Below are 23,443 nucleotides of genomic sequence, written 5' to 3' on the forward strand. Positions count from 1 at the left end.
CGTCATCCTGAACTCGTTTCAGGACCTCCCTCCGCACGCGCCCTATCCAGAGCGATCCTGAACCAAGTTCAGGATGACCAACCTGTGATAACGAACCTGTGACGACGAACCTGTAATGGCGCCCCCCGCCAACCCACTATCCCGCCCGTGACCCGCCCCGGTGCCACGGCAAAGATTCCCAAATCCGAACCTGTCAGAATGCCCAATTGGAAGAATTGGAGGCATGTTTCCCGCGAATGGGCAGACGCATCCGCGAGGAGGGGCGGGATTGTCTTTGGCGTGGGTGTTGCCGGCCGGAAGGTGGGGCAAAATTGTGCCAAATTTCGGCGGAAAATGCGCGAGGCGTGACGGGTTTATGACCAAAATGGCGAATATATGACGGGAAATGGCGATTTTTGACGTGCCGGTCAGGGCGCATTTGATTCCGTCTCCGCAGCGCTAACAAGATGGGAGTGCTGCGTCCGAATGGCACTATGACGCCGTAGACCTTGCCGAGGGTGCTTGGTGTTATTGGGGGGACACTGTCGATTAGTGGGTGAGGGTCGAAAATAAAGTGCACTGTTATCGTAATTCCATGTGTCGGCTAGAAGGCGATCTAAATGTTTGCTTCAGATTTGCGGATTCTTACACCCACTTCACCATCGTCATTCTATTTTTATTGATTCGAATGTTAGAAAAGTTCACATTCTACCATTGGAGGGGCGAAAAATGAAATTGAGTGCATTTGAAGTCAATGAGTTCCGGAGCGTCTGGAATTCAAATCTTTGCGAAACCGAAGATATCACTTGTTTAGTCGGTAAAAACGAAGCTGGTAAAACAACTTTGTTGAAGGCTCTTTACAACCTTTCTCCAATTCTCACCAATAATGGTTCATTTGATCCGGTTAATGATTACCCCCGACGAGAGGCTAGCGAATATCAAGACGCGGTGGAGCAAGGATCAAGACGCCCGGCTGAAGTTGTGAAAGGTTACTACAAGCTCGAAGATGACGATATTGCGGTTGTGGCAAGGGTCTTTGGCAATGTAGCTCTGACATCAGATGTTCTCACGCTGACCAAATATTACGATAATTCAATGACCTATACACTCTCATTTGATGAGGGAGCCGCACGAAAGTATGTAATTGAAAGTTGTAATTTGACCGACACGGTCAAGGCCGATCTGACGGAAGCGGCTAGTTGGGATGATTTAAACAAAAAACTCGCTGGGCTGGAGCAGACGGATGAAGTGGCTGGGTTACAAGAACTTGTTGAGTCAATAATACCCCAAACTGCGGGTTATTACGCTTTCAACTCACTTCTCGATAGTCGTGTCCCCAAGTTTCTTTATTTTGACGAGTACTATCAAATGAGGGGGCACGAAAATATTCAAGCATTGATTAAACGGCGTGACAGCGGCGATCTTTTGCCTTTCGATCATCCTCTTTTGGGTTTGATTAACCTCGCACGATTAAACCTCGATGATCTGCTAAATGCTCAACGCACTATTGAACTCGTGAATAGGCTTGAGGGTGCCAGCAATATTCTAACACGGCAGATATTGAAATATTGGTCTCAAAATAAGCATTTGCAGATGAAGTTTGATATTCGTGATGCCAGGCCGGAAGACCCCGAAGGAATGCAAAGCGGTCACAATATTTGGGGGCGCGTTTATGATCAGGTGCATTGGGCAACAACTGAGTTGGGGTCGCGTTCTAAGGGGTTTGTTTGGTTCTTTTCGTTTTGGCATGGTATGAAGACGTCAAGCGTGACAACGCAAATGTGATTCTGCTTTTGGATGAACCGGGGCTTTCATTGCATGGCAGAGCGCAAGCTGATCTTCTCAGCTACATTGAGCAGGAATTGAAGCCTAATCACCAAGTTATTTACACAACCCATTCACCATTCATGGTTGACCCGGACAACTTTGATCGTGTGCGGATTGTTCAAGATGCCGGTATAGATTCTGATGATCCGTTGCCAAAAGAAAGTGACGGGACAAAGGTCCTAACAGATATATTTGATGCGTCAGACGACAGTCTTTTCCCATTACAGGGTGCCTTGGGTTATGACATCCATCAAACATTATTCGTTGGACCAAATTGCCTCATTGTTGAGGGGGCTGCGGACCTATTGTTTTTGCAAGCGATGAGTAGCATTTTAGAGAAAGAAGGTCGAACGGGGCTGGACGAGAATTGGACAATAACCCCCGTAGGAGGGAGTGGAAAAGTTTCTACTTTTGTCTCCCTGCTGGGGCAGCAAAAGGGACTAAAAATTGCGACGCTGCTCGACATTGCCAGTTCAGATCGTGAGACAGTGGAATCGCTATATAAAAGGAAGCTGTTGGAGAAAAACGGGTTTTAACTTATGCCGACTTTGTCGATGAAGATGAGGCGGATGTCGAAGATATGTTTGAAGTGTCGTTTTACATTGGATTAGTGAATGCAGAGTTTAGCGATCAGCTTAGCACCAAAATCACTAAGGCAAAGCTTAACCAAAAACTTCCTCGAATTTTGAAAGCCATTGAAGAGTTTTTGAAGGATGAACCGCTGTCTTTTGGCAAATTTGGTCACTTTAGGCCTGCCCGCTATTTCAATGAAAACTTAGGGAAATTGGAATCAAAGCTGTCCGATGATACGAAAAATCGGTTTGAAGAAGCGTTTAAGCGACTTAACTCCCTTATTTGACTTTATGATGGAAGTTGCCAACCCTCCCGTCCAACTATTGACGAAACTCCGAATCCCGTCTAAGGGCCGCGCTTCCGCTTCTTCGGGCTCCGCTCGACGCCGCAGAAAACTTACATAGGCAAAACACTTGCCGCCACATTGGGCGGTGAGAGTAACCCCTGCATCATGCAGGACCATTTCTACTATAAGGTGAAGACTTTATGCCAACGATTAACCAGCTCGTCCGTAAAGGGCGGGTGCCCCAGAAGACGAAGTCCAAGGTGCCGGCCATGGAAGCCAACCCACAGAAACGTGGCGTTTGCACCCGTGTCTACACAACGACTCCAAAGAAACCAAACTCCGCTCTGCGTAAGGTTGCCAAGGTTCGCCTGACCAACCAGCGCGAGGTCATCAGCTATATTCCCGGTGAAGGTCATAACCTTCAGGAACATAGTGTTGTCCTGATCCGCGGCGGTCGTGTTCGCGACCTTCCCGGTGTGCGTTATCACGTACTGCGCGGCGTTCTCGATACCCAGGGTGTCAAGGACCGGAAGCAGAGCCGTTCGAAATATGGTGCCAAGCGTCCTAAATAAGTTTAGTTTCGGAGTTATAAGATATGTCACGTCGTCGTCGTCCCGAAAAACGGGTTATCCTGCCCGATCCGAAATTCAAGGATCTGGTGCTTTCGAAATTCATGAACAACCTGATGATGGATGGTAAGAAATCCACCGCAGAACGGATTGTTTATGGTGCATTTGACAGCGTTGAAGCCAAGGCCAAGAAAGACCCGCTTCAACTGTTCCATGATGCGCTCAACAACATCAAGCCGGGTATCGAAGTCCGCAGCCGCCGTGTCGGTGGTGCGACTTATCAGGTTCCCGTCGAAGTGCGTCCCGAACGTGCTCAGGCTCTGGCTATCCGCTGGATGATCTCTGCCGCTCGCGGCCGCAGCGAAACCACAATGGCAGCGCGTCTGTCGGGTGAAATTCTGGACGCTTCCAACAATCGCGGCAACGCGGTGAAGAAGCGCGAAGATGCGCACAAGATGGCGGAAGCCAACCGTGCCTTTGCTCACTACCGCTGGTAGTATAAGTTTAGACCGTTCGTCCTGAGCCTGTCGAAGGGCGCTTCTCGTCAGGGAAGCATATTCTCGATCGAGGCACTTCGGCAAGCTCAGTGCGAACGGACTTTATATCAAGATTTTGATAATCACAGGGCTGGCATTGTTCAGCCCATTTCACTATAGGGCGGCCAGAATTTGGTTCCCCACATACTGGAGTAAAGACTATGGCACGCAGCCATCCGCTCGAACGATATCGCAATATCGGCATTATGGCCCATATTGACGCTGGTAAAACAACGACCACCGAACGTATTCTTTATTATACGGGCAAGTCCTACAAGATCGGCGAAGTGCATGATGGCGCGGCGACGATGGACTGGATGGAGCAAGAGCAGGAACGTGGTATTACCATCACTTCCGCTGCGACCACCTGTTTCTGGAACGCCGAAGACCGCAAGGGTCCTGAGCACCGGATCAACATCATCGACACCCCGGGCCACGTTGACTTCACCATTGAAGTCGAGCGTTCGCTGCGTGTGCTCGATGGCGCGGTTGCCTGCTTTGACGGCGTTGCCGGCGTGGAACCACAGTCTGAAACCGTATGGCGTCAGGCTGACAAATATAAAGTGCCGCGGATGTGCTTCATCAACAAGCTCGACCGCACCGGCGCCAATTTCAAATTCTGCGTCGATTCGATCGTAGAGCGTCTCGGCGCGACCCCGGCTGTTCTCTATCTTCCGATCGGCATGGAAGCCGATCTGGTTGGCCTGGTCGACCTCGTCAACCAGCGTTCGATCACCTGGAAGAACGAAGATCTGGGCGCTGAATATACTTATGGCGAAATTCCTGCGGACATGGTCGACGAAGCGGCTGACTATCGCGAGAAGCTCATCGAACTTGCTGTCGAGCAGGACGATGATGTCATGGAACAATATCTCGAAGGCAACGAGCCTGATGTCGCGACCCTGAAGGCGCTGATCCGCAAGGGCACGCTGAACCAGAGCTTCGTGCCTGTGCTGTGCGGCTCCGCGTTCAAGAACAAGGGCGTCCAGCCTCTGCTCGACGCGGTTGTCGACTATATGCCAAGCCCGCTCGACGTTCCTGCCATTAAGGGCGTGAAGCTTGACGGCGAGACCGAAGATACACGGCCATCGTCCGATGACGAGCCGTTCTCGGCGCTGGCGTTCAAGGTCATGAACGATCCGTTCGTGGGCACGCTGACCTTCTGCCGCATCTATTCCGGCAAGCTGGAAAAGGGCACCTTGCTGAACTCGGTCAAGGACAAGAAGGAAAAAGTCGGCCGTATCCTCGAAATGCACTCCAATGACCGCAAGGACATTGAAGAGGCGTTCGCCGGCGACATCGTCGCTCTGGCAGGCATGAAAACGACCACGACCGGTGACACGCTGTGTGACTCCGCGCATCCGATCATTCTGGAACGCATGGAATTCCCGGAACCGGTTATCGAGCTTTCGGTGGAACCAAAGACCAAGGCCGACCAGGAAAAGATGGGCGTTGCCCTGAACCGCCTGGCCGCTGAAGATCCAAGCTTCCGCGTGACGACCGATCACGAATCGGGCCAGACGATCATCAAGGGCATGGGCGAGCTTCACCTCGACATTCTCGTCGATCGCATGCGTCGCGAATTCAAGGTCGAAGCCAATGTCGGTGCGCCGCAGGTGGCCTATCGCGAATCGCTCGGCAAGGCTGTCGACATCGACTATACGCATAAGAAACAGTCCGGCGGTTCCGGCCAGTTCGCGCGTATCAAGTTCGAAGTCACTCCGGGCGAGCGCGGATCGGGCATTACCTTTGAAGACGAAATCAAGGGCGGTAATATTCCGAAAGAATATATCCCGTCGGTTGAAAAGGGCATGCGCGAAACCGCAGAAACCGGTTCGCTGATCGGCTTCCCGATCATCGACTTCAACATCCGTGTCTATGACGGCGCCTATCATGACGTCGACAGCTCGGCGCTGGCCTTTGAAATCGCAGCCCGTGCAGCAATGCGCGAAGCGGCGCAGAAGTCCGGCATCAAGCTGCTTGAACCGATCATGAAGGTTGAAGTTATCACACCGGAAGAATATCTTGGTGACGTGATCGGCGATCTCAACTCCCGCCGTGGCCAGATCCAGGGTACGGACACTCGCGGTATCGCCCAGGCTGTGGACGCATGGTGCCGCTGGCCAACATGTTCGGCTATGTGAACGAATTGCGTTCTTTCTCGCAGGGACGTGCGCAATATTCGATGCAATTCTCTCATTACGAGGAAGTGCCGAACAATGTGGCTGAAGAGATCAAGGAGAAAATGGCTTAATCGCCACTCCTTTTCGAGGTAACGCGCTTTCCTTTTGTTCAGGTCTGGCGGGAAAATCCCCGGACCGGCAAAAGGGTGTTGACAGAATAAGAGAGTCTCGCCAAAGCGCGGCGCAGACTATCAAGACGATAGAAAATCAGAGGTAATATAAAATGGCTAAAGAGAAGTTTGAGCGCAATAAGCCGCACTGCAACATCGGCACCATCGGTCACGTTGACCATGGTAAAACGACGTTGACTGCGGCGATCACCAAGGTTCTTGCTGAATCAACTGGCGGTACCGCTGTTGACTTCGCAAACATCGACAAGGCTCCTGAAGAGCGCGAGCGCGGCATCACCATTTCGACCGCACACGTCGAATATGAAACCGAAGCACGCCACTATGCGCACGTCGATTGCCCGGGCCACGCTGACTATGTGAAGAACATGATCACCGGTGCGGCGCAGATGGATGGCGCCATTCTCGTGGTTAACGCTGCCGACGGCCCGATGCCACAGACCCGTGAGCACATCCTGCTCGCTCGTCAGGTTGGCGTTCCTGCGCTTGTTGTTTTCATGAACAAGGTTGACCAGGTCGACGACGAAGAGCTGCTCGAGCTGGTTGAAATGGAAATCCGCGAGCTTCTGTCTTCCTACGACTTCGACGGCGACAATATTCCAATCGTATCCGGTTCTGCCCTGGCTGCGCTGGAAGGCCGCGACGACGAAATCGGCAAGAACAAGATTCTTGAGCTGATGAAAGCTGTCGACGAAGCCATTCCTCAGCCAGAGCGTCCAGTCGACCAGGCATTCCTGATGCCGATCGAAGACGTGTTCTCGATTTCCGGTCGTGGTACGGTTGTTACCGGCCGTGTTGAAACCGGCGTTGTGAATGTTGGTGACGAGTGCGAAATCGTCGGTATCAAGGATACCACGAAGACCACCGTTACCGGCGTTGAAATGTTCCGCAAGCTGCTCGACTCCGGTCAGGCTGGCGACAACATCGGTGCCCTGATCCGTGGCGTTGACCGTGATTCGGTTGAGCGCGGCCAGGTTCTCTGCAAGCCAGGTTCGATCACCCCGCACACCGAATTCTCGGCTGAAGTTTACGTGCTGTCGAAAGACGAAGGTGGCCGTCATACGCCATTCTTCGCCAACTATCGTCCGCAGTTCTACTTCCGCACGACCGACGTGACCGGCGAAGTGATCCTTCCTGAAGGCACCGAAATGGTCATGCCTGGTGATAACGTCACCATCGGCGTGAAACTGATTGCTCCGATCGCTATGGATCCGGGTCTCCGCTTCGCTATTCGCGAAGGTGGACGTACCGTTGGATCAGGGGTTGTCAGCAACGTAACAAAGTAATATAGGAACGCCTCGCTGCCCGGATCGGTGATTCGGGCAGCCAGTTTTTTCGCCGCTCCGGCCTTTTTCGTTAGAAAATCGGGGCGGTTTATTTTTGGCTCTTTGACATTGGTAACAGGTACATGGAAACGCAAAATATTCGCATTCGCTTGAAGGCATTCGATCATCGGGTTCTCGATCAAGCGACCGGCGATATCGCTGACACCGCACGCCGCACTGGCGCGCTCATCCGTGGACCGATACCTTTGCCAACGCACATTGAAAAATTCACCGTTAACCGCGGACCGCACGTAGACAAAAAGTCTCGTGAGCAGTTCGAGGTGCGGACCTATAAAAGGCTGCTCGATATCGTGCAGCCCACGCCGCAGACTGTCGACGCTTTGATGAAGCTCGACCTAGCTGCTGGTGTAAATGTCGAGATCAAACTGGCCTGAGCCAATTGATTTGAGATCCCCGCCCAGGCGGAGATCGGACAAACGACAGGATACCGCCGGATTTAACCGGGCAGCGTCCTCCGTCTCGTTCCGGACTTTCCGGAACAATTACAGCCCGGACGGGGTGACGCATGACAATTTGGGCTGGCAAGCCGGACGAAATGGTTCGTTCGGCCTCTGTGAAGGAGATTGATCGTGCGTACAGGCGTGATCGCGAAGAAAATGGGGATGACCCGCTTGTTTCAGGAAGACGGACGGCATGTACCGGTTACCGTTCTTTCCCTGGAAGAATGTCAGGTTGTTGGAGCCCGCAATCAGGAACGTGATGGCTATTATGCCGTTCAGCTTGGTGCAGGTGCCCGTAAAGCGAAAAATGTTAACAAGCCGCAGCGTGAAGCTTTTGCCAAGGCAGAAGTTGAACCAAAAGCACGGGTTGCCGAATTCCGGGTCGACAGCGAAGATGCTTTGCTCCCCATCGGTGCTACCGTAACTGCTGACCATTTCATTGCCGGCCAGATGGTCGATATCCAGGGTGTTACCCAGGGTAAGGGTTTTGCCGGTGCGATGAAGCGCTGGGGTTTCGGCGGTATGCGCGCAACCCACGGTGTTTCCATCTCTCACCGTGCCCACGGTTCTACTGGTCAAAACCAGGATCCGGGCAAGGTGTTCAAGGGCAAGAAGATGGCCGGTCACATGGGCGCGCGCAATCGCACCCAGCAAAATCTGGAAATCGTCCGTACAGACGCCGCTCGCGGCCTGATCTTCGTGCGCGGCAGCGTTCCCGGTTCCAAGGGTGGCTGGCTTCTGGTTAAAGACGCCGTCAAGGTTGCTCTTCCCGAAGGCGTTCCATTCCCCGGTGCCATGCGCCGCAACGCGGATGAAACGGCGACCGAAGATGCGCCGGCAGGCATGATCGAAGCGGATGCAGCGATCGAAGCGCCAGTCGGTCCAACCGATGCAGAAGTAGCGGCAGCAGCCGACGCTCCCGCAGAAAAGCCGGCTGACGAGAAATCTGATGCTGCAGATGACGCAGGGAAGGAGGGCTAAGCCATGAAATTGAAAGTGATAACCCTCGACGCGAAAGCCAAGGGCGACATCGAATTGAACGATGACGTGTTCGGCATCGAAGCGCGTGCAGATATTCTTCACCGTGTCGTCAACTGGCAGCGCGAAAAGGCACGCGGAACGGCTCGTCCGACCCGCGAGCGTTCGGACGTTGCCCGGACCGGCAAGAAGTTCGGCAATCAGAAGGGCGGCGGTACAGCTCGTCATGGCGATCGTCGTGCTCCTATCTTCATCGGCGGTGGTAAGGCCCACGGTGCCCGCAAGCGTGATTTCAACCCGTCGCTGAACAAGAAGGTTCGTGCTCTGGGTCTGAAAATGGCGCTCAGCGACAAGCTGAAGAACGACAATTTGATCGTGCTTGAAAATATTGAACTGAAGGAAGCCAAAACACAGGCACTTCTGGCCAATATCGCAAAGCTCGGTTTCGGCAAATCGGCCCTGATCATGGACGGTGACTCTGTTAACGACGCTTTCTCGAAGGCTTCGAACAACATTCCCCGTGTCAATGTGATGCCAGCTGCCGGTGCCAATGTTTATGACATTCTGAACCATGAAACCCTGGTGCTGACGCGCGCAGCGGTAGAAAAGCTGGAGGCGCGCTTCAATGGCTAAAAAGAAGCTGTCGATATTCGTCATTATGACGTAATTGTCGGCCCGCACATCACTGAGAAATCGACCTTGCTCAGCGAACATAATGCTGTGGTATTCAAGGTTGCGAACACCGCGACCAAGCCGCAGATCAAGGCAGCCATCGAGGCGTTGTTTGATGTCAAAGTCAAAAACGTCAACACGTTGGTGCAAAAGGGCAAGACCAAGAAGTGGAAGGGTCGTCCCTACACTCGCAATGACATCAAGAAGGCTGTTGTCACGTTGGCCGAAGGCCAGACCATTGACATCACCACGGGAGTTTAAGGGCACATGGCATTAAAATCCTATAAACCGACAAGCCCCGCCCGGCGTGGTCTTATCCTGGTCGACAAAAGCGGCCTGTGGAAAGGCAAGCCCGTCAAGAAGCTTGTCGAAGGCAAGAACAAGACGGGTGGCCGGAACAACAAGGGTCATGTCACTTCGCGTGGCATCGCCGGCGGTCACAAGCAGAAATATCGTCTCGTCGATTTCAAGCGGCGCAAATGGGATATGGCTGCTACGGTTGAACGGCTCGAATATGATCCGAACCGCACCGCCTTTATCGCGCTGATCAAATATGAAGACGGCGAGCTGGCTTACATTCTTGCGCCACAGCGTCTCGACGTTGGCGACAGCGTGATTGCCGGCAAGAAGACCGACGTGAAGCCCGGCAACGCCATGTTGCTGTCGCAGATGCCGGTTGGCACGATCGTCCACAATGTCGAAATGAAGCCAGGCAAGGGCGGCCAGATCGCCCGTTCGGCCGGTGCTTATGTCCAGATCGTCGGTCGTGACCGCGGCATGGTCATTGTTCGCCTGAAAAGCGGTGAGCAGCGCTATCTTCGTTCCGATTGTATGGCGACCGTTGGCGCGGTTTCCAACCCGGACAATTCGAACCAGAATTTCGGCAAGGCAGGCCGCACCCGCTGGAAGGGACGTCGTCCTCTTACCCGCGGTGTTGCGAAGAACCCAGTCGATCACCCGCATGGTGGTGGTGAAGGCCGGACTTCCGGTGGTCGTCATCCGGTTACCCCATGGGGCAAGCCGACCAAGGGTGCTCGTACCCGTAGCAACAAATCGACTGACAAGATGATCATCCGGTCGCGTCACGCGAAGAAGAAGAGGTAAGCATGGCTCGTTCCATCAAAAAAGGTCCATTTGTTGACCTCCACCTGCTGAAAAAGCGCAGACTGCGCAGGAAAACAATGCACGTGCGCCGATCAAGACCTGGTCGCGTCGTTCTACCGTTTTGCCTGATTTCGTCGGCCTGACCTTCAGCGTTTACAACGGTCAGAAATTCATTCCGGTTTCCGTGAATGAAGACATGGTCGGTCACAAGCTTGGCGAGTTCGCACCAACGCGTAACTTCTATGGCCATGGCGCTGACAAAAAGGCAAGAAATAATGGGTAAGGCATCATCACCCCGCCGTGTTGGCGACAATGAAGCTTTGGCTGTAGGCAATTCCATCCGTGGTTCTGCCCAGAAGCTCAACTTGGTTGCGCAGCTGATCCGTGGCAAGAAAGCGGAAGACGCTCTGAACATCCTGTCCTTCTCGAAGAAGTCTATGGCCAAGGATGTCAGCAAGGTTCTCGCTTCAGCTATCGCCAATGCCGAGAATAATCACAATCTGGATGTTGACGCATTGATCGTTCACGAAGCGAGCGTCGGCAAGTCAATCACGATGAAGCGCTGGAAGGCGCGTGCGCGTGGTCGTTCAGCCAAGATTATCAAGCCATTTAGCCGCGTCCGCATCGTCGTGCGCGAGCATGAAGAGGAAGAGGCGTAACCATGGGTCAAAAGAGTAATCCTATCGGGCTTCGCCTGCAGATCAACCGGACCTGGGACAGCCGCTGGTATGCGGAAGGTTCCAACTATGGCGATCTCTTGATGGAAGACATCAAGATGCGCAAATATATCTTTGAAAACCTGCCACAGGCAGCGATTTCGAAGGTTGTGATCGAGCGTCCGGCCAAGACCTGCCGCGTTTCCATCTATGCTGCTCGCCCCGGTGTGATCATCGGCAAGAAAGGCGCGGATATCGAAAAGCTGCGTCGCAAGCTGAGCGACATGTCGTCCGGTGACGTTTCACTGAACATCGTCGAGATCCGCAAGCCGGAAGTCGATGCGAAGCTGGTAGCGCAGGGCATTGGTGATCAGCTGATCCGCCGCGTTGCTTTCCGTCGTGCCATGAAGCGTGCGGTTCAGTCCGCTCTGCGTCTCGGTGCCGAAGGCATCAAGATTGTTTGCGGTGGCCGTCTGGGCGGAGCAGAAATTGCCCGCGTTGAATGGTATCGTGAAGGCCGCGTTCCGTTGCACACGCTGCGCGCCAATATCGATTATGCCGAATATGAAGCGCTGACCGCTTACGGCATCATCGGTATCAAGGTATGGATTTTTAAAGGCGAGATATTGGGTCACGACCCGATGGCTCAGGATCGGTTGAATGTCGAAGCGCAGACTTCCGGCGTCCGTCCGCAGCACCAACGTTGATTTTTGAGGAATAGGTAGAGCATCATGCTGCAACCCAAGAAACATAAATTCCGCAAGGCTTTCAAAGGCCGGATTAAAGGCAAAGCGCCAGGTGGCTCTACCCTGAATTTCGGTAGCTATGGCCTGAAAGCCATGGAACCTGACCGGATTACCGCGCGTCAGATCGAGGCGGCTCGCCGTGCGATTACGCGTCACATCAAGCGTCAGGGCCGGCTGTGGATCCGGATTTTCCCGGATGTGCCAGTATCCAAGAAGCCTGCCGAAGTTCGTCAGGGTAAGGGTAAGGGCTCGGTAGAATATTGGGCTGCGCGGGTAAAACCGGGCCGGATTCTGTTCGAACTGGACGGTGTTCCCGGACCGATTGCAGCGATCGCTTTCGAGCGGGCAGCGATGAAGCTCCCGATCAAGACAAAGGTTGTGGCCCGCCTCGGCGATACGTCACATCTGGAAGGTTAAGCTAGATGAGCATGAAAACTGAAGATTTGCGGACCAAAACCGACGATCAGCTCGAGACCGAACTGGGCGAACTGAAGCGCGAGGCATTTAACCTGCGTTTCCAGGCTGCGACCAATCAGCTCGAAAAACCAAGCCGGACGCGGGAAGTGCGTCGCACGATCGCCCGGATCAAAACATTGCAGGCCGAGCGTGCAAGCGCCGCTCCCGCAGAAGCTAAGGCGTAAGGAACCGATATGCCAAAACGTATTCTCACCGGCACGGTCGTGTCAGACAAGGGCGACAAGACTGTTGTCGTCAATGTCGAACGCAAGGTGAAGCACCCGCTTTACGGAAAAATCATCCGGCGCTCGAAAAATATCATGCGCATGATGAGAAGAACGAAATCAGCCTCGGCGAAACCGTACGGATTGAAGAAACCCGTCCGATTTCCAAGCTGAAGACCTGGAAAGTTCTGGAGCGGGTCGGCGCAGCAGCCGGTGTTGCGACACCGACGGTCAGCGAGATTACGGCCAGCGATCCGAAGGACGAAAAGGTCAAGGCGCCAGTGAAGCCAGCGGCAGAAGAAAAAGCCGAAGCATCGCCAGCCGCCGAATAGTTTAGAATATCCCGGGTCTGCCGGGGTGACGAAGTAGGAACGTCCGGCTCGCCGGGTATATGAAGAAGGAATTGGATCCATGATCCAGATGCAATCGAACCTGGAGGTCGCTGACAATAGCGGCGCCAAACGCGTGCAGTGCATCAAGGTGCTGGGCGGCTCGAAGCGTCGCTTTGCCGGCGTCGGCGACATCATTGTCGTGTCGATCAAGGAAGCAGCGCCGCGCGGCAAGGTCAAGAAGGGCGACGTTCACCGTGCGGTGATCGTTCGTACCAAGAAGGACATTCGTCGCAAGGACGGATCGGTCATTCGGTTCGACAGCAATGCTGCGGTTTGGTGAACAACAACCAGGAGCCAATCGGCACCCGTATTTTTGGCCCCGTGGTTCGTGAACTGCGTGCGAAAAAGCATATGAAAATCATCAGCCTAGCGCCGGAGGTGCTCTAAAATGGCCAATGCAAAGATCAAAAAAGGCGATACCGTCGTGATCCTGTCCGGCAAGGACAAGGGCAAGTCGGGTGAAGTCACCAAGGTGATGCCGAAAGATGACAAGGTCATCGTTTCCGGCGTGAACATTGCTGTGCGCCACCGCAAGCCGACCCAGGCCAATCCCCAGGGTGGTCTCGAGCGGCGCGAAGCGGCGATGCACATCAGCAAAGTCGCTGTGGCGGATCCGAAAGACGGCAAGCCGACACGCGTCAGATTTGAAAAGACAGAAGACGGAAAGATGCAGCGGATCGCTGTAAAGTCCGGGGAGAAAGTCGATGGCTGATAAAAATATATCCCTCGCATGCGCAAGAAATATGACGATGAAATCGTCAAGGCGATGCAGGAAAAGTTCAACTACAGCAACGCCATGGAAGTTCCTCGGATCACCATGGTTACCATCAACATGGGTGTTGGCGAAGGTAGTCAGGACAAGAAGAAAGTTGCGACCGCTGCAGCCGAAATGGAATTGATTGCCGGCCAGAAGCCAGTGATCACCAAGGCGAAAAACTCGATCGCGACGTTCAAATTGCGTGAAGGCATGCCGATTGGTTGCAAGGTCAATCTGCGCCGGGAACGGATGTACGAATTTATCGATCGTCTGGTTACCGTTGCCATGCCTCGTATCCGGGATTTCAGGGGTCTGAATCCGAAAAGCTTTGACGGACGCGGCAATTTTGCCATGGGCCTGAAAGAGCAGATCATTTTCCCCGAGATCGCCTATGACAACATCGATGTTGTCCGCGGCATGGACGTGATTGTGACGACTACAGCAAAAACAGACGACGAGGCGCGTGCGCTTCTGGCATTGTTCGGTTTCCCGTTCCCCAAAGAGGAACAATCGGAAGAAAAAGAAGCCGCGTAAGCGCGCTTCATTATACGGAAGGACGAGAACTTAAGTCATGGCGAAACTGAGTTCCATTAACAGAAACGAAAAACGCAAGCGGATGGTGAAGAAATACGCCGGCCGTTATGCGAAACTGAAGGCGATGGCATCGGATCAGTCTCTCGACGAGACCGAGCGTTTGATGGCGCGCCTGAAAATGGCGGAAATACCGCGCAACGCGAATCCAACCCGCGTGCGCAACCGCTGTGAAACCACAGGACGTCCGCGCGGCTATTACCGCAAGTTCCGCCTGTGCCGTATCGAGCTGAGAGACATGGCCAATAAAGGTCTGATTCCCGGCGTAACGAAATCAAGCTGGTAAGGGAGAGATAATATGGCTTTTACCGATCCCTTGGGTGACATGCTCACCCGTATCCGTAACGGACAACAGGCACGCAAGGACAGCGTCGTAACGCCTGCGTCCAAATTGCGTGGTGCCGTCCTCGAAGTGTTGCAGCGCGAAGGTTATATTCGTGGCTACAGCGAAGAAGAGGTCAACAAGCACCCCGGTCTGCGGATTGAACTGAAATATTTTGAAGGTCAGCCGGCAATTCGCCACGTGGCCCGTGTTTCAAAACCTGGTCGTCGCGTCTATAGCGGTTCGGAAGATCTGCCACGGGTTCGCAACGGCTTGGGTATAACAATCGTATCGACGCCACAAGGTGTTCTCTCTGACGCGGAAGCGCGTCAGGCGAAGGTCGGCGGCGAAGTACTGGCTGAGGTATTCTAATCATGTCCCGTATTGGCAAAAATCTGTGGCTATTCCGGACGGCGTCACCGCTGTGATGGAAGATGGTCTGGTCAAGGTCAAAGGACCAAAGGGCGAGCTTTCGACCCCTATGGTTGACGACCTGACTTACGAACTGGGCGACGGTGGATTGCTGGTCAAGCCAGCAAACAAGTCGAAAACCGCTCGTGCATTCTGGGGAATGCAGCGCACGCTGGTCCAGAATCTGGTCGACGGTGTAACCTCCGGCTTCACCAAGGTTCTGGAAATCAACGGCGTTGGTTATCGTGCGGCGGCTCAGGGCAAGAACCTGAACCTGCAACTCGGTTACAGCCATGACGTGAATTTCGCGATCCCGGACGGCATCGAGATCAAGACGCCTGACCAGACGACGATCGAAATCACCGGCATGGACAAACAGCAAGTTGGCCAGGTCGCTGCCGAAATCCGGCGCTGGCGCAAGCCCGAGCCGTATAAGGGCAAGGGCATCAAATATCGCGGCGAATATATTTTCCGCAAAGAAGGGAAGAAGAAATAAGCCATGGCGAATATTTCTCAGTTCAAACGGCGCCAGCAACGCGTACGCAGCAAATTGCGGAAGCGCGGGCTCTCAAAGCCTCGTTTGTCCGTGCATCGCACGAGCCGGCACATCTATGCCCAGGTTATCGATGATGCCGAGGGCAAAACGCTGGCTTCCGCTTCGACCATCGACAAAGCGTCCAAAGTCAAAACCGGTGCGGATAGCAAAGCCGCGGCCGATGTCGGCAAGCGCGTTGCCGAAGCTGCCAAGAAGGCGGGCGTTAAAGAAGTAATTTTTGACCGTGGCGGGTTCCTGTTTCACGGACGTGTGAAGGCTCTGGCCGACGCAGCACGTGAAGGCGGATTGGAGTTTTAATATGGCTGATGAAAAAACAACACCAGAAGGCGCGGCACAGCCGGGTACAACTGGCGAAGGCAATCAGCCTGAAGCAGCTGTAGCACCCGAAGCCAAAACCGGTGGTCCGGAGCGTCAGTCGCGCGGTGGAAACCGTGGCGGTGGCAATCGTGACAACCGCGGTGGCGGTCGTGACAATCGTGGCGGCGGACGCAACAATCGCGGCGGCCGTGGCAACAATAATGACGGCGGCGAAGAGCTGATCGAGAAACTGGTTCACATCAACCGCGTTTCCAAGACTGTTAAGGGCGGTAAGCGCTTCGGTTTCGCAGCATTGGTTGTTGTCGGCGACGGCAAGGGCCGGGCCGGCTTCGGCAAGGGCAAGGCGCGCGAAGTGCCGGAAGCTATTACCAAGGCAACCGCTGCTGCAAAGAAATCGATGGTTCGTGTACCGCTTCGCGAAGGCCGCACGCTGCATCATGATGGCACTGGCCACTTCGGCGCGGGTAACGTGACCGTACGTTCGGCGCCTCCGGGTACCGGTATCATTGCCGGTGGTCCAATGCGTGCCGTTTTCGAAAGCCTCGGCGTTTCCGACGTTGTGACCAAGTCGAATGGTACAGCCAATCCCTACAACATGATCCGCGCAACTTTTGCCGCACTGGCCGATCAGTCTAGCCCGAAGGCCGTGTCCCAGCGTCGCGGCAAGAAAGTGACCGACCTGCTTGCACGTGCCGGTGGTTCGGCTGCTGAAGTGGCAGCAGATGCCGCGGCAGTTACGGAGTAATTTTGATGGCGAAAATTAAGATCAAGCAGATCGGTTCACCGATCCGTCGTCCGGAATCGCAGCGCAAGACGCTGATCGGTCTCGGCCTCAACAAGATGCACCGTGTTTCCGAACTGGAAGATACCGCTGAAGTCCGCGGCATGATCGGCAAGGTACATCATCTGGTGGAAGTTCTCGAAGGATAATATCCCGGACTTCCGTGCGAATAAAAGCGAAAGCGAGTACAAGACATGAAACTGAACGAACTTAAAGACAATGAAGGCGCGCGCAAGTCGCGCATGCGTATTGGCCGCGGCATTGGCTCGGGCAAAGGCAAGACCGGCGGACGTGGCCAAAAGGGCCAGAAATCCCGTTCCGGTGTTTCGATCAATGGATTTGAAGGCGGCCAGATGCCGCTCCACATGCGTCTTCCGAAGCGTGGTTTTAACAACCCGTTCGGTACCGACTATGCGGAAGTGAACCTGGGCATGATCCAGAAGTTCCTCGACAGCAAAAGCCTCGACGGAAAAGGTACGATCGATCACGCAACCCTGAAGGCTGCTGGTCTCGCTCGTGGCGGCAAGGACGGCGTTCGTCTGCTTGCCAAGGGTGAACTGAAGTCCAAAATCACGATCGCCGTTGCCGGTGCTTCGAAAGCCGCTGTTGCAGCGGTCGAAAAAGCGGGCGGCAAGGTCGAAATTCTTCCAGCGGGTGGCGAGCGCCGGCCCAAGGGCGAGAAAAAGGCTGTAGCTTCCAAGCCAGCGCGCGAGAAAAAAGCCGCTAACAAGGCGAAAAAGAACGATTGATCTTCGAGAGGCGCTAGTTTTAGCGCCTCTTTTTCTGGCCCCTTGTTTTTGATGCATTAACATCCGATATGGGGCGGGTTGCATAGTTGCACACGCAGCTATTCATCTCCGGAGATTGCAACAAGTCGCAATAGTTGGAGATGGGCCTCTGCCTCCGCAGGGGCGCGTTGCAAACTAATAGTGGGCAGGGAAGTCAAGCATGGCATCAAGAGCCGATCAGGTCGCAGCGAATCTCAACCTGGCAAAATTTGGCGAAGCGACCGAATTGCGGAAACGCATCTGGTTTACGCTTGGCGCGCTCGTTATTTTCCGTCTGCTCAGCTTTGTTCCGCTGCCTGGCGTGGATCCGGTTGTTCTGGCTGATCTCTACGATCAGACCCGCGGCGGCGTTCTCGACATTTTCAATACATTTTCCGGCGGTTCGCTGGAACGGATGAGCCTGATCGCGCTGGGCGTCATGCCCTATATTACCGCTTCGATCGTCGTCCAGCTTGCGGCGGCGCTGTCGCCGACTCTGGCCGCGGTCAAGAAAGAAGGCGAATCCGGTCGCAAGAAGCTCAATCAATATACCCGCTACGGCACGGTTGGCCTGACCGCCGTCCAGGGCTATTTCATTGCCGTAGGTCTGGAAAGCTTCGCTTCCCAATCCGGCCTGCAGGCTGTGGTCGAGCCCGGCTATATGTTCCGTATCGGCGCCGTTATCAGCCTGGTCGGCGGCACATTGTTCCTGATGTGGCTGGGTGAGCAGATCACCAGCCGCGGTATCGGTAACGGTATCTCGCTGATCATCATGGCCGGTATTGTCGCGCAGATGCCGACTTTTGTCGCCAACCTCATGGAAGGCAGCCGCACCGGCTCGATCAGCGCACTGACGATTGTTGGGCTGATCGCGATGGTCGCCGGACTGGTGCTGTTCATCAGCTTCATGGAACGCGCCCAGCGACGGGTGCTGATCCAATATCCGAAACGCGCCACCCAGCATGGTGTCATGCAGGCCGACCGCAGCCATTTGCCGCTCAAGGTGAATACCGCAGGCGTGATCCCGCCGATCTTCGCATCCTCGCTCTTGTTGATGCCGCTGACGGTCAGCCAGTTTGCCGGCAATGCGACCGCCGGCGAAACATGGTTTGGCGATTTTGTCATCTCCTTGAACCAGTATCTGGCCCATGGCCAGCCGCTCTACATGGCGCTCTATGCCGCCGGTATCATCTTCTTCTGCTTCTTCTACACCGCGGTTGTCTTCAACCCGGAAGAGACGGCAGAGAATCTCAAGAAGAACGGCGGATTTGTTCCGGGTATCCGTCCGGGCAAGAATACTGCTGATTATCTTGATTATGTTCTGACCCGCATCACCGTGGTCGGCGCGGCCTATCTGGCCTTTGTCTGTGTTCTGCCGGAATATGTCATGGCCCAGACCAGTCTGCCGATCTTCTTCCTCGGCGGCACAAGCCTGTTGATCGTCGTCAATGTCACCGTCGACACGGTCACACAGATTCAGAGCCATTTGCTGGCGTTGCAATATGGCGATCTGCTCAAGAAAGCCAAACTCAAGGGTGGTCGGCGTAAACGCTAGATAGCCAGCAGTTCAGACTCATCATAATTTTCAGGGGACAATCATGGACATTATTTTGTTGGGACCGCCGGGTGCCGGGAAGGGTACCCAGGCCAGTCGTCTCGAAGATGAACATGGCATGGTCCAACTGTCAACGGGTGACATGTTGCGTGCAGCGGTAAAGGCCGGCACCGAAGTCGGCAAAAAGCCAAGGCGCTGATGGATGCCGGGGCGCTGGTTCCCGATGAAGTGGTTTCCGGAATAATCGGCGACAAGCTGGACGAGCTTGGTTCGGAAAAGGGCGTTATTTTTGATGGCTATCCCCGGACCGCCGCGCAGGCTGAATCGCTGGACGAAATATTGGCCGAAAGAGGCCGTACTTTGTCCCATGTTATCGAGCTGGTTGTCAACGAAGACGCGCTGGTCGAACGTATCGTCGGGCGCTTCACCTGCGGGAAATGCGGCGAAGGCTATCACGAAATCTTCAAGAAGCCAGCGGTTGAAGGCGTCTGCGACGTTTGTGGCTCCAGCGAATTCAAGCGGCGCCCCGACGACAATGAAGAAACCGTGCGCACCCGCATGCAGGAATATCGCGCGAAGACGGCACCGATCTTGCCGATCTACGAAAAACGCGGCATCGTCCGCAAGGTTGACGGCATGGGCAGCATGGCGGAAGTCAACGAAGCAATCGAGACGGCGCTGTCGCTTTGAAGTAATCCGAGGGGGGACAGGGTCATGGCCAAGCCGGCATTTCACGCAATTTGGGGAATGGCGGCGCTTTGCAGCATGACCGCCGCGCAGGCCGAGGTGACAAACACGGCCGACAATGGCTTCACCGTCCAGCACCAGAGGGTGATAGCCGGCGACAGCGAATCTGTCTGGAAGGCGATGATCGCGCCATCCCGTTACTGGAATCCCGATCACAGCTGGTCCGGCGATGCCGCGAATTTCTATCTCGTGCCCCAGGCCGGCGGTTGCTTTTGCGAGCTGATCCGGACGACCTCGGACGACAATATCAAGAGCTCCGAGGGCAGCGTCCAGCACATGCGCGTGATCTATGCGCGCAACCACAAAATGCTGCGGCTATCGGGGGCGCTAGGCCCGCTGCAGGGTGAAGCGGTAACCGGCACGCTGACCATGTTGCTGCAGCCGCAGGCGGACAAGACCGTGGTCCGGTTCACCTATAAAGTGGGTGGCTATATGGAGTTTCCCGTCGACCAGATCGCTCCTGCGGTGGACGGCGTGATCGGTGAACAGTTGCAGCGGCTGTCGGCATTATTCGGCGAACCGGAGGACACCGGGGAAGAGGCTCCGGCGGATTCCACTGCTCCAGTCGATGAAGAGACCGAAGATACGCCCTGATTTCGGCTCAATATCAACACTTTACCTAGCCCGACTAATAGTTCTATTGTGTATTCCTCCTGTTGGCGACTCGAATGCGTCGTCCACGGGGAAACGGGTCGTACCGATATTGAATATAAGAGGGGGTAGACGATGGCCGTTTCCGATCATGTAGATTTTCCGACTTTCATGGAGGGCGTCAAGAAACGCAATCCGGGCCAACCTGAATTTTGTCAGGCGGTGCAGGAAGTCGCGATGGATATTTTCGATTTCATCGAGGACAAGGAAGCCTATCACAGCGCACAGATTTTGCGGCGGATAGCCGAACCTGACCGGGTCGTATCCTTTCGCGTCTGCTGGGAAGATGACAATCACTGCATCCGGGTTCAGCGCGGTTTCCGCGTCCAGAACAACAATGCCATTGGCCCCTATAAGGGCGGCATCCGTTTCCATCCCAGCGTCACCGAAAGCGTGCTGAAATTTCTCGCCTTCGAGCAGACGTTCAAAAATGCGCTGACCGGACTGCCGATGGGTGGCGGCAAGGGCGGTGCAAATTTCAACCCCAAGGGCAAGTCTGACGCCGAAGTCATGCGCTTCTGCCAGTCGTTCATGACCGAGCTCTATCGCCATATCGGACCGGACACGGATGTCCCTGCCGGCGACATCGGCGTGGGCGGCCGCGAAATCGGTTATATGTTCGGCCAGTACAAGCGTATCACCAATCGCTGGGAAGGCGTGCTGACCGGCAAGGGCATCGAATATGGCGGCTCGCAGATGCGGCCCGAAGCGACCGGCTATGGCGCAGTCTATTTTATGGAAAATATGCTGAAGCACCGCAATGACGCGATCGCGGGCAAGACAGCAGTGATCTCCGGTTCGGGCAATGTCGCGACCCATGCCGCCGAACAAATTACCAAACAGGGCGGCAAGGTCCTGACGCTGTCGGACAGCGGCGGCTTCATCCATGATCCCGATGGCATCGACCAGGAGAAGATCGACTGGGTCAAGCACCACAAGACCCATACGCGGGGCCGGATCAGCGACTATACCGATCATTTCACCGGCGCATCCTATCATGAAGGCAAGCGCCCCTGGAGCGTGCCCTGCGACCTGGCCTTGCCCTGCGCGACGCAAAATGAACTCAACGAAGAGGAAGCCAGGGAATTGGTCGCCAATGGCGTGGTCGCCGTATCGGAAGGCGCGAACATGCCGACCACGCTGGACGGTGTCCATGTCTTCCACGATGCGAAGATCATGTACGGACCGGGCAAGGCGGCCAATGCCGGCGGCGTCGCGGTCTCCGGCCTCGAAATGAGCCAGAATGCCGAGCGGATCAGCTGGAACCACGAGCGGCTCGGCGAGATGCTGACCGAACTGATGCAGGGGATCCACGGCAAATGCGTCGAATATGGCGATCAGGGCGACGGCTATGTCGACTATGTGAAGGGCGCCAATATCGCCGGCTTCAAGAAAGTCGCCGACGCCATGCTCGCTTACGGCGTCGTCTAGACTATAATTATCTTGCGCAAGATTGCGCCATCGGCCAGATATCCGGTCGATGGCGCAAGCAAATATCCCGAAGGTGAAACCGCTCCCGAAAAACTCAGGGAGCCGTGCGAAATCGGGTGGTGCGAGCTGATTGACATCCCCGGCCTCGGGGTCAGAAATCTCCACGCCAAGGTCGACACCGGCGCAGCGACCTCCTCGCTCCACGCCACTCATATCAAGCCGTTTGAGAAAGACGGGCAGCCCTATGTCCGTTTCACCATTCCGATGGGTGCGGGCACTGCCGACTATCATTGCGAAGCTCTGGTTTACGGCCAGCGCAGAATAAAGAGTAGCAATGGTGTCATGCAAACCCGTTATGTGATAGAAACGGTCATGAAGCTCGGACCACTGGAGTGGGTCGGGCATATGACTCTTGCCAATCGGCAATCAATGATATTCCCGGTCCTGATAGGACGCCGGGCGCTCAAGCGGGGTTTCCTCGTCAACAGCGCCAAGCGCTGGATGCTGGGCCGGCACCAGGAAAGATAATTTATGAAAATCGCCATGCTCGCCCGTAATCCGAACCTTTACTCGCACAAGAGGTTTGTTGCGGCAGCGGAAGAGCGTGGCCACACGCTCGACATATTGAACACAACCCGTTGCACGGTGAACATCGCCAGCCATCGGCCGACGATCACCTATGACGGGGCAACGCTGGAAGGCTATGAGGCCGTGATCCCGCGGATCGGCGCGTCTATCACCAACTATGGCACCGCCGTGGTTCGGCAGTTCGAGATGGCCGGGGTCTGGCCGCTGAACGAAAGCGTGGCGATCGGCCGTAGCCGGGACAAGCTGCGGTCGATGCAGATCCTGGCCAAATACGGGCTCGGCTTGCCGCTGACCGCTTATGCCAATGATCCGAAGCAGGCCGAGGAAATTATCAAGGCCGTCAACGGCCCGCCGGTGGTCATCAAATTGCTCGAAGGCACCCAGGGCATCGGTGTGGTGCTCGCCGAGACCATGTCGAGCGCCAAGTCTGTGATCGAGGCTTTCCGCGGCGCCAACGTGAACATCCTGGTGCAGGAATTCATCAAGGAAGCCGGCGGCACCGACATCCGCGCGCTGGTCGTGGGCGGCAAAGTGGTCGCCGCCATGAAGCGTACCGGTGCACCGGACGATTTCCGCTCCAACCTGCATCGCGGCGGCAGCGCCCAGATCGTGAAGATTACGCCGGAAGAACGTTCGACCGCGGTCCGTGCGGCCAAGCATATGGGGCTGAATGTCTGCGGCGTCGACATGTTGCGCTCCAACCATGGTCCGGTGATCATGGAAGTGAACAGCTCGCCCGGGCTCGAAGGCATTGAAAACGCCACCGGCAAGGATGTAGCGGGCCTGATCATCGAATTTATCGAGAAAAATGCCAAGCCCGGGAAGACCAAGACGCGCGGCAAGGGCTAGGCCTGACGCCGCCGTCGATCGGTC

The 23,443-nt window shown here is 55.2% G+C and carries 28 protein-coding genes and 6 pseudogenes; all 34 read left to right on the forward strand.

Annotated features, from left to right (window positions below):
• Positions 1 to 708 precede the first annotated feature (708 nt).
• The 34 genes and pseudogenes from C8024_RS20430 (at position 709) to rimK (ending at position 23,419) form a co-directional block, all read left to right on the forward strand.
• Complete coding sequence (locus tag C8024_RS20430; protein ID WP_217272240.1) at positions 709 to 1,764, forward strand: AAA family ATPase; 1,056 nt, start codon at positions 709 to 711, stop codon at positions 1,762 to 1,764.
• Positions 1,761 to 2,342 (forward strand): ATP-dependent endonuclease, encoded by a 582-nt coding sequence (locus C8024_RS20435; RefSeq protein WP_367947375.1) that lies wholly within the window; start codon positions 1,761 to 1,763, stop codon positions 2,340 to 2,342. Before C8024_RS20430 ends, C8024_RS20435 begins: the two co-directional genes overlap by 4 nt.
• A 44-nt stretch (positions 2,343 to 2,386) precedes the next feature.
• Positions 2,387 to 2,665, forward strand: coding sequence for a hypothetical protein (locus C8024_RS20440; protein ID WP_217272242.1), 279 nt, complete (start codon positions 2,387 to 2,389; stop codon positions 2,663 to 2,665).
• Positions 2,666 to 2,865: 200 nt separating this feature from the next.
• Entirely contained in the window at positions 2,866 to 3,237 is a 372-nt protein-coding gene (rpsL, locus tag C8024_RS14980) for a 30S ribosomal protein S12 (RefSeq protein WP_067198316.1), read from the forward strand.
• A gap of 23 nt (positions 3,238 to 3,260) precedes the next feature.
• Positions 3,261 to 3,731 carry a 30S ribosomal protein S7 gene (gene rpsG / locus C8024_RS14985; protein ID WP_100092391.1) on the forward strand — a complete coding sequence of 157 codons (471 nt, stop codon included), beginning with the start codon at positions 3,261 to 3,263 and terminating at the stop codon, positions 3,729 to 3,731.
• Between the two features lie 200 nt (positions 3,732 to 3,931).
• Positions 3,932 to 6,024 (forward strand): annotated as a pseudogene (fusA, locus tag C8024_RS14990) (elongation factor G).
• A gap of 152 nt (positions 6,025 to 6,176) precedes the next feature.
• Positions 6,177 to 7,367: an elongation factor Tu gene (gene tuf / locus C8024_RS14995; RefSeq protein WP_173206638.1), complete on the forward strand. Its 1,191-nt coding sequence runs from the start codon at positions 6,177 to 6,179 to the stop codon at positions 7,365 to 7,367.
• Positions 7,368 to 7,489: 122 nt separating this feature from the next.
• A complete protein-coding gene (rpsJ, locus tag C8024_RS15000) occupies positions 7,490 to 7,801 on the forward strand; it encodes a 30S ribosomal protein S10 (RefSeq protein WP_066744965.1) in 312 nt (103 codons plus the stop codon).
• Between the two features lie 195 nt (positions 7,802 to 7,996).
• The gene (rplC, locus tag C8024_RS15005) at positions 7,997 to 8,848 is read left to right on the forward strand and encodes a 50S ribosomal protein L3 (RefSeq protein ID WP_173206641.1); all 852 of its coding nucleotides are present in this window, start codon (positions 7,997 to 7,999) and stop codon (positions 8,846 to 8,848) included.
• Between the two features lie 3 nt (positions 8,849 to 8,851).
• Positions 8,852 to 9,478 (forward strand): 50S ribosomal protein L4, encoded by a 627-nt coding sequence (gene rplD, locus C8024_RS15010; protein ID WP_100092387.1) that lies wholly within the window; start codon positions 8,852 to 8,854, stop codon positions 9,476 to 9,478.
• Positions 9,479 to 9,493: 15 nt separating this feature from the next.
• Entirely contained in the window at positions 9,494 to 9,778 is a 285-nt protein-coding gene (locus C8024_RS15015; RefSeq protein ID WP_173206688.1) for a 50S ribosomal protein L23, read from the forward strand.
• Between the two features lie 6 nt (positions 9,779 to 9,784).
• Positions 9,785 to 10,621, forward strand: a complete 837-nt coding sequence (gene rplB / locus C8024_RS15020) for a 50S ribosomal protein L2 (protein WP_100092386.1) — start codon at positions 9,785 to 9,787, stop codon at positions 10,619 to 10,621.
• Between the two features lie 2 nt (positions 10,622 to 10,623).
• Positions 10,624 to 10,904, forward strand: a pseudogene (rpsS, locus tag C8024_RS15025) (30S ribosomal protein S19).
• Entirely contained in the window at positions 10,897 to 11,280 is a 384-nt protein-coding gene (rplV, locus tag C8024_RS15030; RefSeq protein WP_100092384.1) for a 50S ribosomal protein L22, read from the forward strand. Before rpsS ends, rplV begins: the two are co-directional and overlap by 8 nt.
• 2 nt (positions 11,281 to 11,282) lie before the next feature.
• Positions 11,283 to 11,984, forward strand: coding sequence for a 30S ribosomal protein S3 (gene rpsC, locus C8024_RS15035; protein ID WP_067198331.1), 702 nt, complete (start codon positions 11,283 to 11,285; stop codon positions 11,982 to 11,984).
• A gap of 24 nt (positions 11,985 to 12,008) precedes the next feature.
• Positions 12,009 to 12,440 (forward strand): 50S ribosomal protein L16, encoded by a 432-nt coding sequence (gene rplP / locus C8024_RS15040; RefSeq protein ID WP_100092383.1) that lies wholly within the window; start codon positions 12,009 to 12,011, stop codon positions 12,438 to 12,440.
• 5 nt (positions 12,441 to 12,445) lie between these two features.
• On the forward strand, positions 12,446 to 12,664 hold the full coding sequence (gene rpmC / locus C8024_RS15045) for a 50S ribosomal protein L29 (protein ID WP_067198335.1): 219 nt from the start codon (positions 12,446 to 12,448) through the stop codon (positions 12,662 to 12,664).
• Positions 12,665 to 12,673: 9 nt separating this feature from the next.
• Positions 12,674 to 12,903, forward strand: a pseudogene (rpsQ, locus tag C8024_RS22025) (30S ribosomal protein S17); the annotation flags it as partial.
• A gap of 211 nt (positions 12,904 to 13,114) precedes the next feature.
• Positions 13,115 to 13,482: pseudogene (gene rplN / locus C8024_RS15055) on the forward strand (50S ribosomal protein L14).
• 1 nt (position 13,483) lies between these two features.
• Positions 13,484 to 13,807, forward strand: coding sequence for a 50S ribosomal protein L24 (gene rplX / locus C8024_RS15060; protein WP_100092382.1), 324 nt, complete (start codon positions 13,484 to 13,486; stop codon positions 13,805 to 13,807).
• An 18-nt stretch (positions 13,808 to 13,825) separates the two neighbouring features.
• Complete coding sequence (rplE, locus tag C8024_RS15065) at positions 13,826 to 14,386, forward strand: 50S ribosomal protein L5 (RefSeq protein ID WP_173206644.1); 561 nt, start codon at positions 13,826 to 13,828, stop codon at positions 14,384 to 14,386.
• 37 nt (positions 14,387 to 14,423) lie between these two features.
• Positions 14,424 to 14,729, forward strand: a complete 306-nt coding sequence (rpsN, locus tag C8024_RS15070) for a 30S ribosomal protein S14 (RefSeq protein WP_067198343.1) — start codon at positions 14,424 to 14,426, stop codon at positions 14,727 to 14,729.
• Between the two features lie 12 nt (positions 14,730 to 14,741).
• Positions 14,742 to 15,137: a 30S ribosomal protein S8 gene (gene rpsH, locus C8024_RS15075; protein ID WP_067198345.1), complete on the forward strand. Its 396-nt coding sequence runs from the start codon at positions 14,742 to 14,744 to the stop codon at positions 15,135 to 15,137.
• 2 nt (positions 15,138 to 15,139) lie between these two features.
• Positions 15,140 to 15,672: pseudogene (gene rplF, locus C8024_RS15080) on the forward strand (50S ribosomal protein L6).
• 3 nt (positions 15,673 to 15,675) lie between these two features.
• On the forward strand, positions 15,676 to 16,029 hold the full coding sequence (gene rplR / locus C8024_RS15085) for a 50S ribosomal protein L18 (RefSeq protein ID WP_089132908.1): 354 nt from the start codon (positions 15,676 to 15,678) through the stop codon (positions 16,027 to 16,029).
• Position 16,030: 1 nt separating this feature from the next.
• Positions 16,031 to 16,795, forward strand: a complete 765-nt coding sequence (gene rpsE / locus C8024_RS15090; RefSeq protein ID WP_100092379.1) for a 30S ribosomal protein S5 — start codon at positions 16,031 to 16,033, stop codon at positions 16,793 to 16,795.
• Between the two features lie 5 nt (positions 16,796 to 16,800).
• Entirely contained in the window at positions 16,801 to 16,980 is a 180-nt protein-coding gene (gene rpmD, locus C8024_RS15095; RefSeq protein WP_067198352.1) for a 50S ribosomal protein L30, read from the forward strand.
• 45 nt (positions 16,981 to 17,025) lie between these two features.
• Complete coding sequence (gene rplO, locus C8024_RS15100; RefSeq protein ID WP_100092378.1) at positions 17,026 to 17,580, forward strand: 50S ribosomal protein L15; 555 nt, start codon at positions 17,026 to 17,028, stop codon at positions 17,578 to 17,580.
• A 199-nt stretch (positions 17,581 to 17,779) separates the two neighbouring features.
• Positions 17,780 to 19,153 (forward strand): preprotein translocase subunit SecY, encoded by a 1,374-nt coding sequence (gene secY, locus C8024_RS15105; RefSeq protein ID WP_100092377.1) that lies wholly within the window; start codon positions 17,780 to 17,782, stop codon positions 19,151 to 19,153.
• Positions 19,154 to 19,196: 43 nt separating this feature from the next.
• Positions 19,197 to 19,843, forward strand: a pseudogene (locus C8024_RS15110) (adenylate kinase).
• Positions 19,844 to 19,867: 24 nt separating this feature from the next.
• Positions 19,868 to 20,494: a hypothetical protein gene (locus tag C8024_RS15115; RefSeq protein ID WP_173206647.1), complete on the forward strand. Its 627-nt coding sequence runs from the start codon at positions 19,868 to 19,870 to the stop codon at positions 20,492 to 20,494.
• Positions 20,495 to 20,626: 132 nt separating this feature from the next.
• Positions 20,627 to 21,982, forward strand: coding sequence for an NADP-specific glutamate dehydrogenase (gene gdhA / locus C8024_RS15120; RefSeq protein WP_100092375.1), 1,356 nt, complete (start codon positions 20,627 to 20,629; stop codon positions 21,980 to 21,982).
• 12 nt (positions 21,983 to 21,994) lie between these two features.
• Positions 21,995 to 22,510, forward strand: coding sequence for a RimK/LysX family protein (locus tag C8024_RS15125; protein WP_173206650.1), 516 nt, complete (start codon positions 21,995 to 21,997; stop codon positions 22,508 to 22,510).
• A 3-nt stretch (positions 22,511 to 22,513) separates the two neighbouring features.
• On the forward strand, positions 22,514 to 23,419 hold the full coding sequence (gene rimK / locus C8024_RS15130; protein ID WP_100092373.1) for a 30S ribosomal protein S6--L-glutamate ligase: 906 nt from the start codon (positions 22,514 to 22,516) through the stop codon (positions 23,417 to 23,419).
• The last annotated feature ends 24 nt before the right edge of the window (positions 23,420 to 23,443 follow it).

The organism is Sphingopyxis sp. BSNA05 (genome assembly GCF_013265645.1).
In the GTDB taxonomy this organism is placed as follows: Bacteria; Pseudomonadota; Alphaproteobacteria; order Sphingomonadales; family Sphingomonadaceae; genus Parasphingorhabdus.

What these genes read in the sequence shown, in the direction of transcription:
- rplD (WP_100092387.1), top strand. Translation starts at nt 8,852, where the DNA reads ATGAAATTGAAAGTGATAACCCTCGACGCGAAAGCCAAGGGCGACATC.
- C8024_RS15115 (WP_173206647.1), top strand. Translation starts at nt 19,868, where the DNA reads ATGGCCAAGCCGGCATTTCACGCAATTTGGGGAATGGCGGCGCTTTGC.
- rpsE (WP_100092379.1), top strand. Translation starts at nt 16,031, where the DNA reads ATGGCTGATGAAAAAACAACACCAGAAGGCGCGGCACAGCCGGGTACA.
- rpmD (WP_067198352.1), top strand. Translation starts at nt 16,801, where the DNA reads ATGGCGAAAATTAAGATCAAGCAGATCGGTTCACCGATCCGTCGTCCG.
- rplO (WP_100092378.1), top strand. Translation starts at nt 17,026, where the DNA reads ATGAAACTGAACGAACTTAAAGACAATGAAGGCGCGCGCAAGTCGCGC.
- rplB (WP_100092386.1), top strand. Translation starts at nt 9,785, where the DNA reads ATGGCATTAAAATCCTATAAACCGACAAGCCCCGCCCGGCGTGGTCTT.
- C8024_RS20440 (WP_217272242.1), top strand. Translation starts at nt 2,387, where the DNA reads ATGTTTGAAGTGTCGTTTTACATTGGATTAGTGAATGCAGAGTTTAGC.
- rplP (WP_100092383.1), top strand. Translation starts at nt 12,009, where the DNA reads ATGCTGCAACCCAAGAAACATAAATTCCGCAAGGCTTTCAAAGGCCGG.
- rpsG (WP_100092391.1), top strand. Translation starts at nt 3,261, where the DNA reads ATGTCACGTCGTCGTCGTCCCGAAAAACGGGTTATCCTGCCCGATCCG.
- rplE (WP_173206644.1), top strand. Translation starts at nt 13,826, where the DNA reads ATGCGCAAGAAATATGACGATGAAATCGTCAAGGCGATGCAGGAAAAG.
- rplR (WP_089132908.1), top strand. Translation starts at nt 15,676, where the DNA reads ATGGCGAATATTTCTCAGTTCAAACGGCGCCAGCAACGCGTACGCAGC.
- rpsJ (WP_066744965.1), top strand. Translation starts at nt 7,490, where the DNA reads ATGGAAACGCAAAATATTCGCATTCGCTTGAAGGCATTCGATCATCGG.
- gdhA (WP_100092375.1), top strand. Translation starts at nt 20,627, where the DNA reads ATGGCCGTTTCCGATCATGTAGATTTTCCGACTTTCATGGAGGGCGTC.
- rpsL (WP_067198316.1), top strand. Translation starts at nt 2,866, where the DNA reads ATGCCAACGATTAACCAGCTCGTCCGTAAAGGGCGGGTGCCCCAGAAG.
- rpsH (WP_067198345.1), top strand. Translation starts at nt 14,742, where the DNA reads ATGGCTTTTACCGATCCCTTGGGTGACATGCTCACCCGTATCCGTAAC.
- rplX (WP_100092382.1), top strand. Translation starts at nt 13,484, where the DNA reads ATGGCCAATGCAAAGATCAAAAAAGGCGATACCGTCGTGATCCTGTCC.
- secY (WP_100092377.1), top strand. Translation starts at nt 17,780, where the DNA reads ATGGCATCAAGAGCCGATCAGGTCGCAGCGAATCTCAACCTGGCAAAA.
- C8024_RS20430 (WP_217272240.1), top strand. Translation starts at nt 709, where the DNA reads ATGAAATTGAGTGCATTTGAAGTCAATGAGTTCCGGAGCGTCTGGAAT.
- rimK (WP_100092373.1), top strand. Translation starts at nt 22,514, where the DNA reads ATGAAAATCGCCATGCTCGCCCGTAATCCGAACCTTTACTCGCACAAG.
- tuf (WP_173206638.1), top strand. Translation starts at nt 6,177, where the DNA reads ATGGCTAAAGAGAAGTTTGAGCGCAATAAGCCGCACTGCAACATCGGC.
- rpsN (WP_067198343.1), top strand. Translation starts at nt 14,424, where the DNA reads ATGGCGAAACTGAGTTCCATTAACAGAAACGAAAAACGCAAGCGGATG.
- rpmC (WP_067198335.1), top strand. Translation starts at nt 12,446, where the DNA reads ATGAGCATGAAAACTGAAGATTTGCGGACCAAAACCGACGATCAGCTC.
- rplV (WP_100092384.1), top strand. Translation starts at nt 10,897, where the DNA reads ATGGGTAAGGCATCATCACCCCGCCGTGTTGGCGACAATGAAGCTTTG.
- rpsC (WP_067198331.1), top strand. Translation starts at nt 11,283, where the DNA reads ATGGGTCAAAAGAGTAATCCTATCGGGCTTCGCCTGCAGATCAACCGG.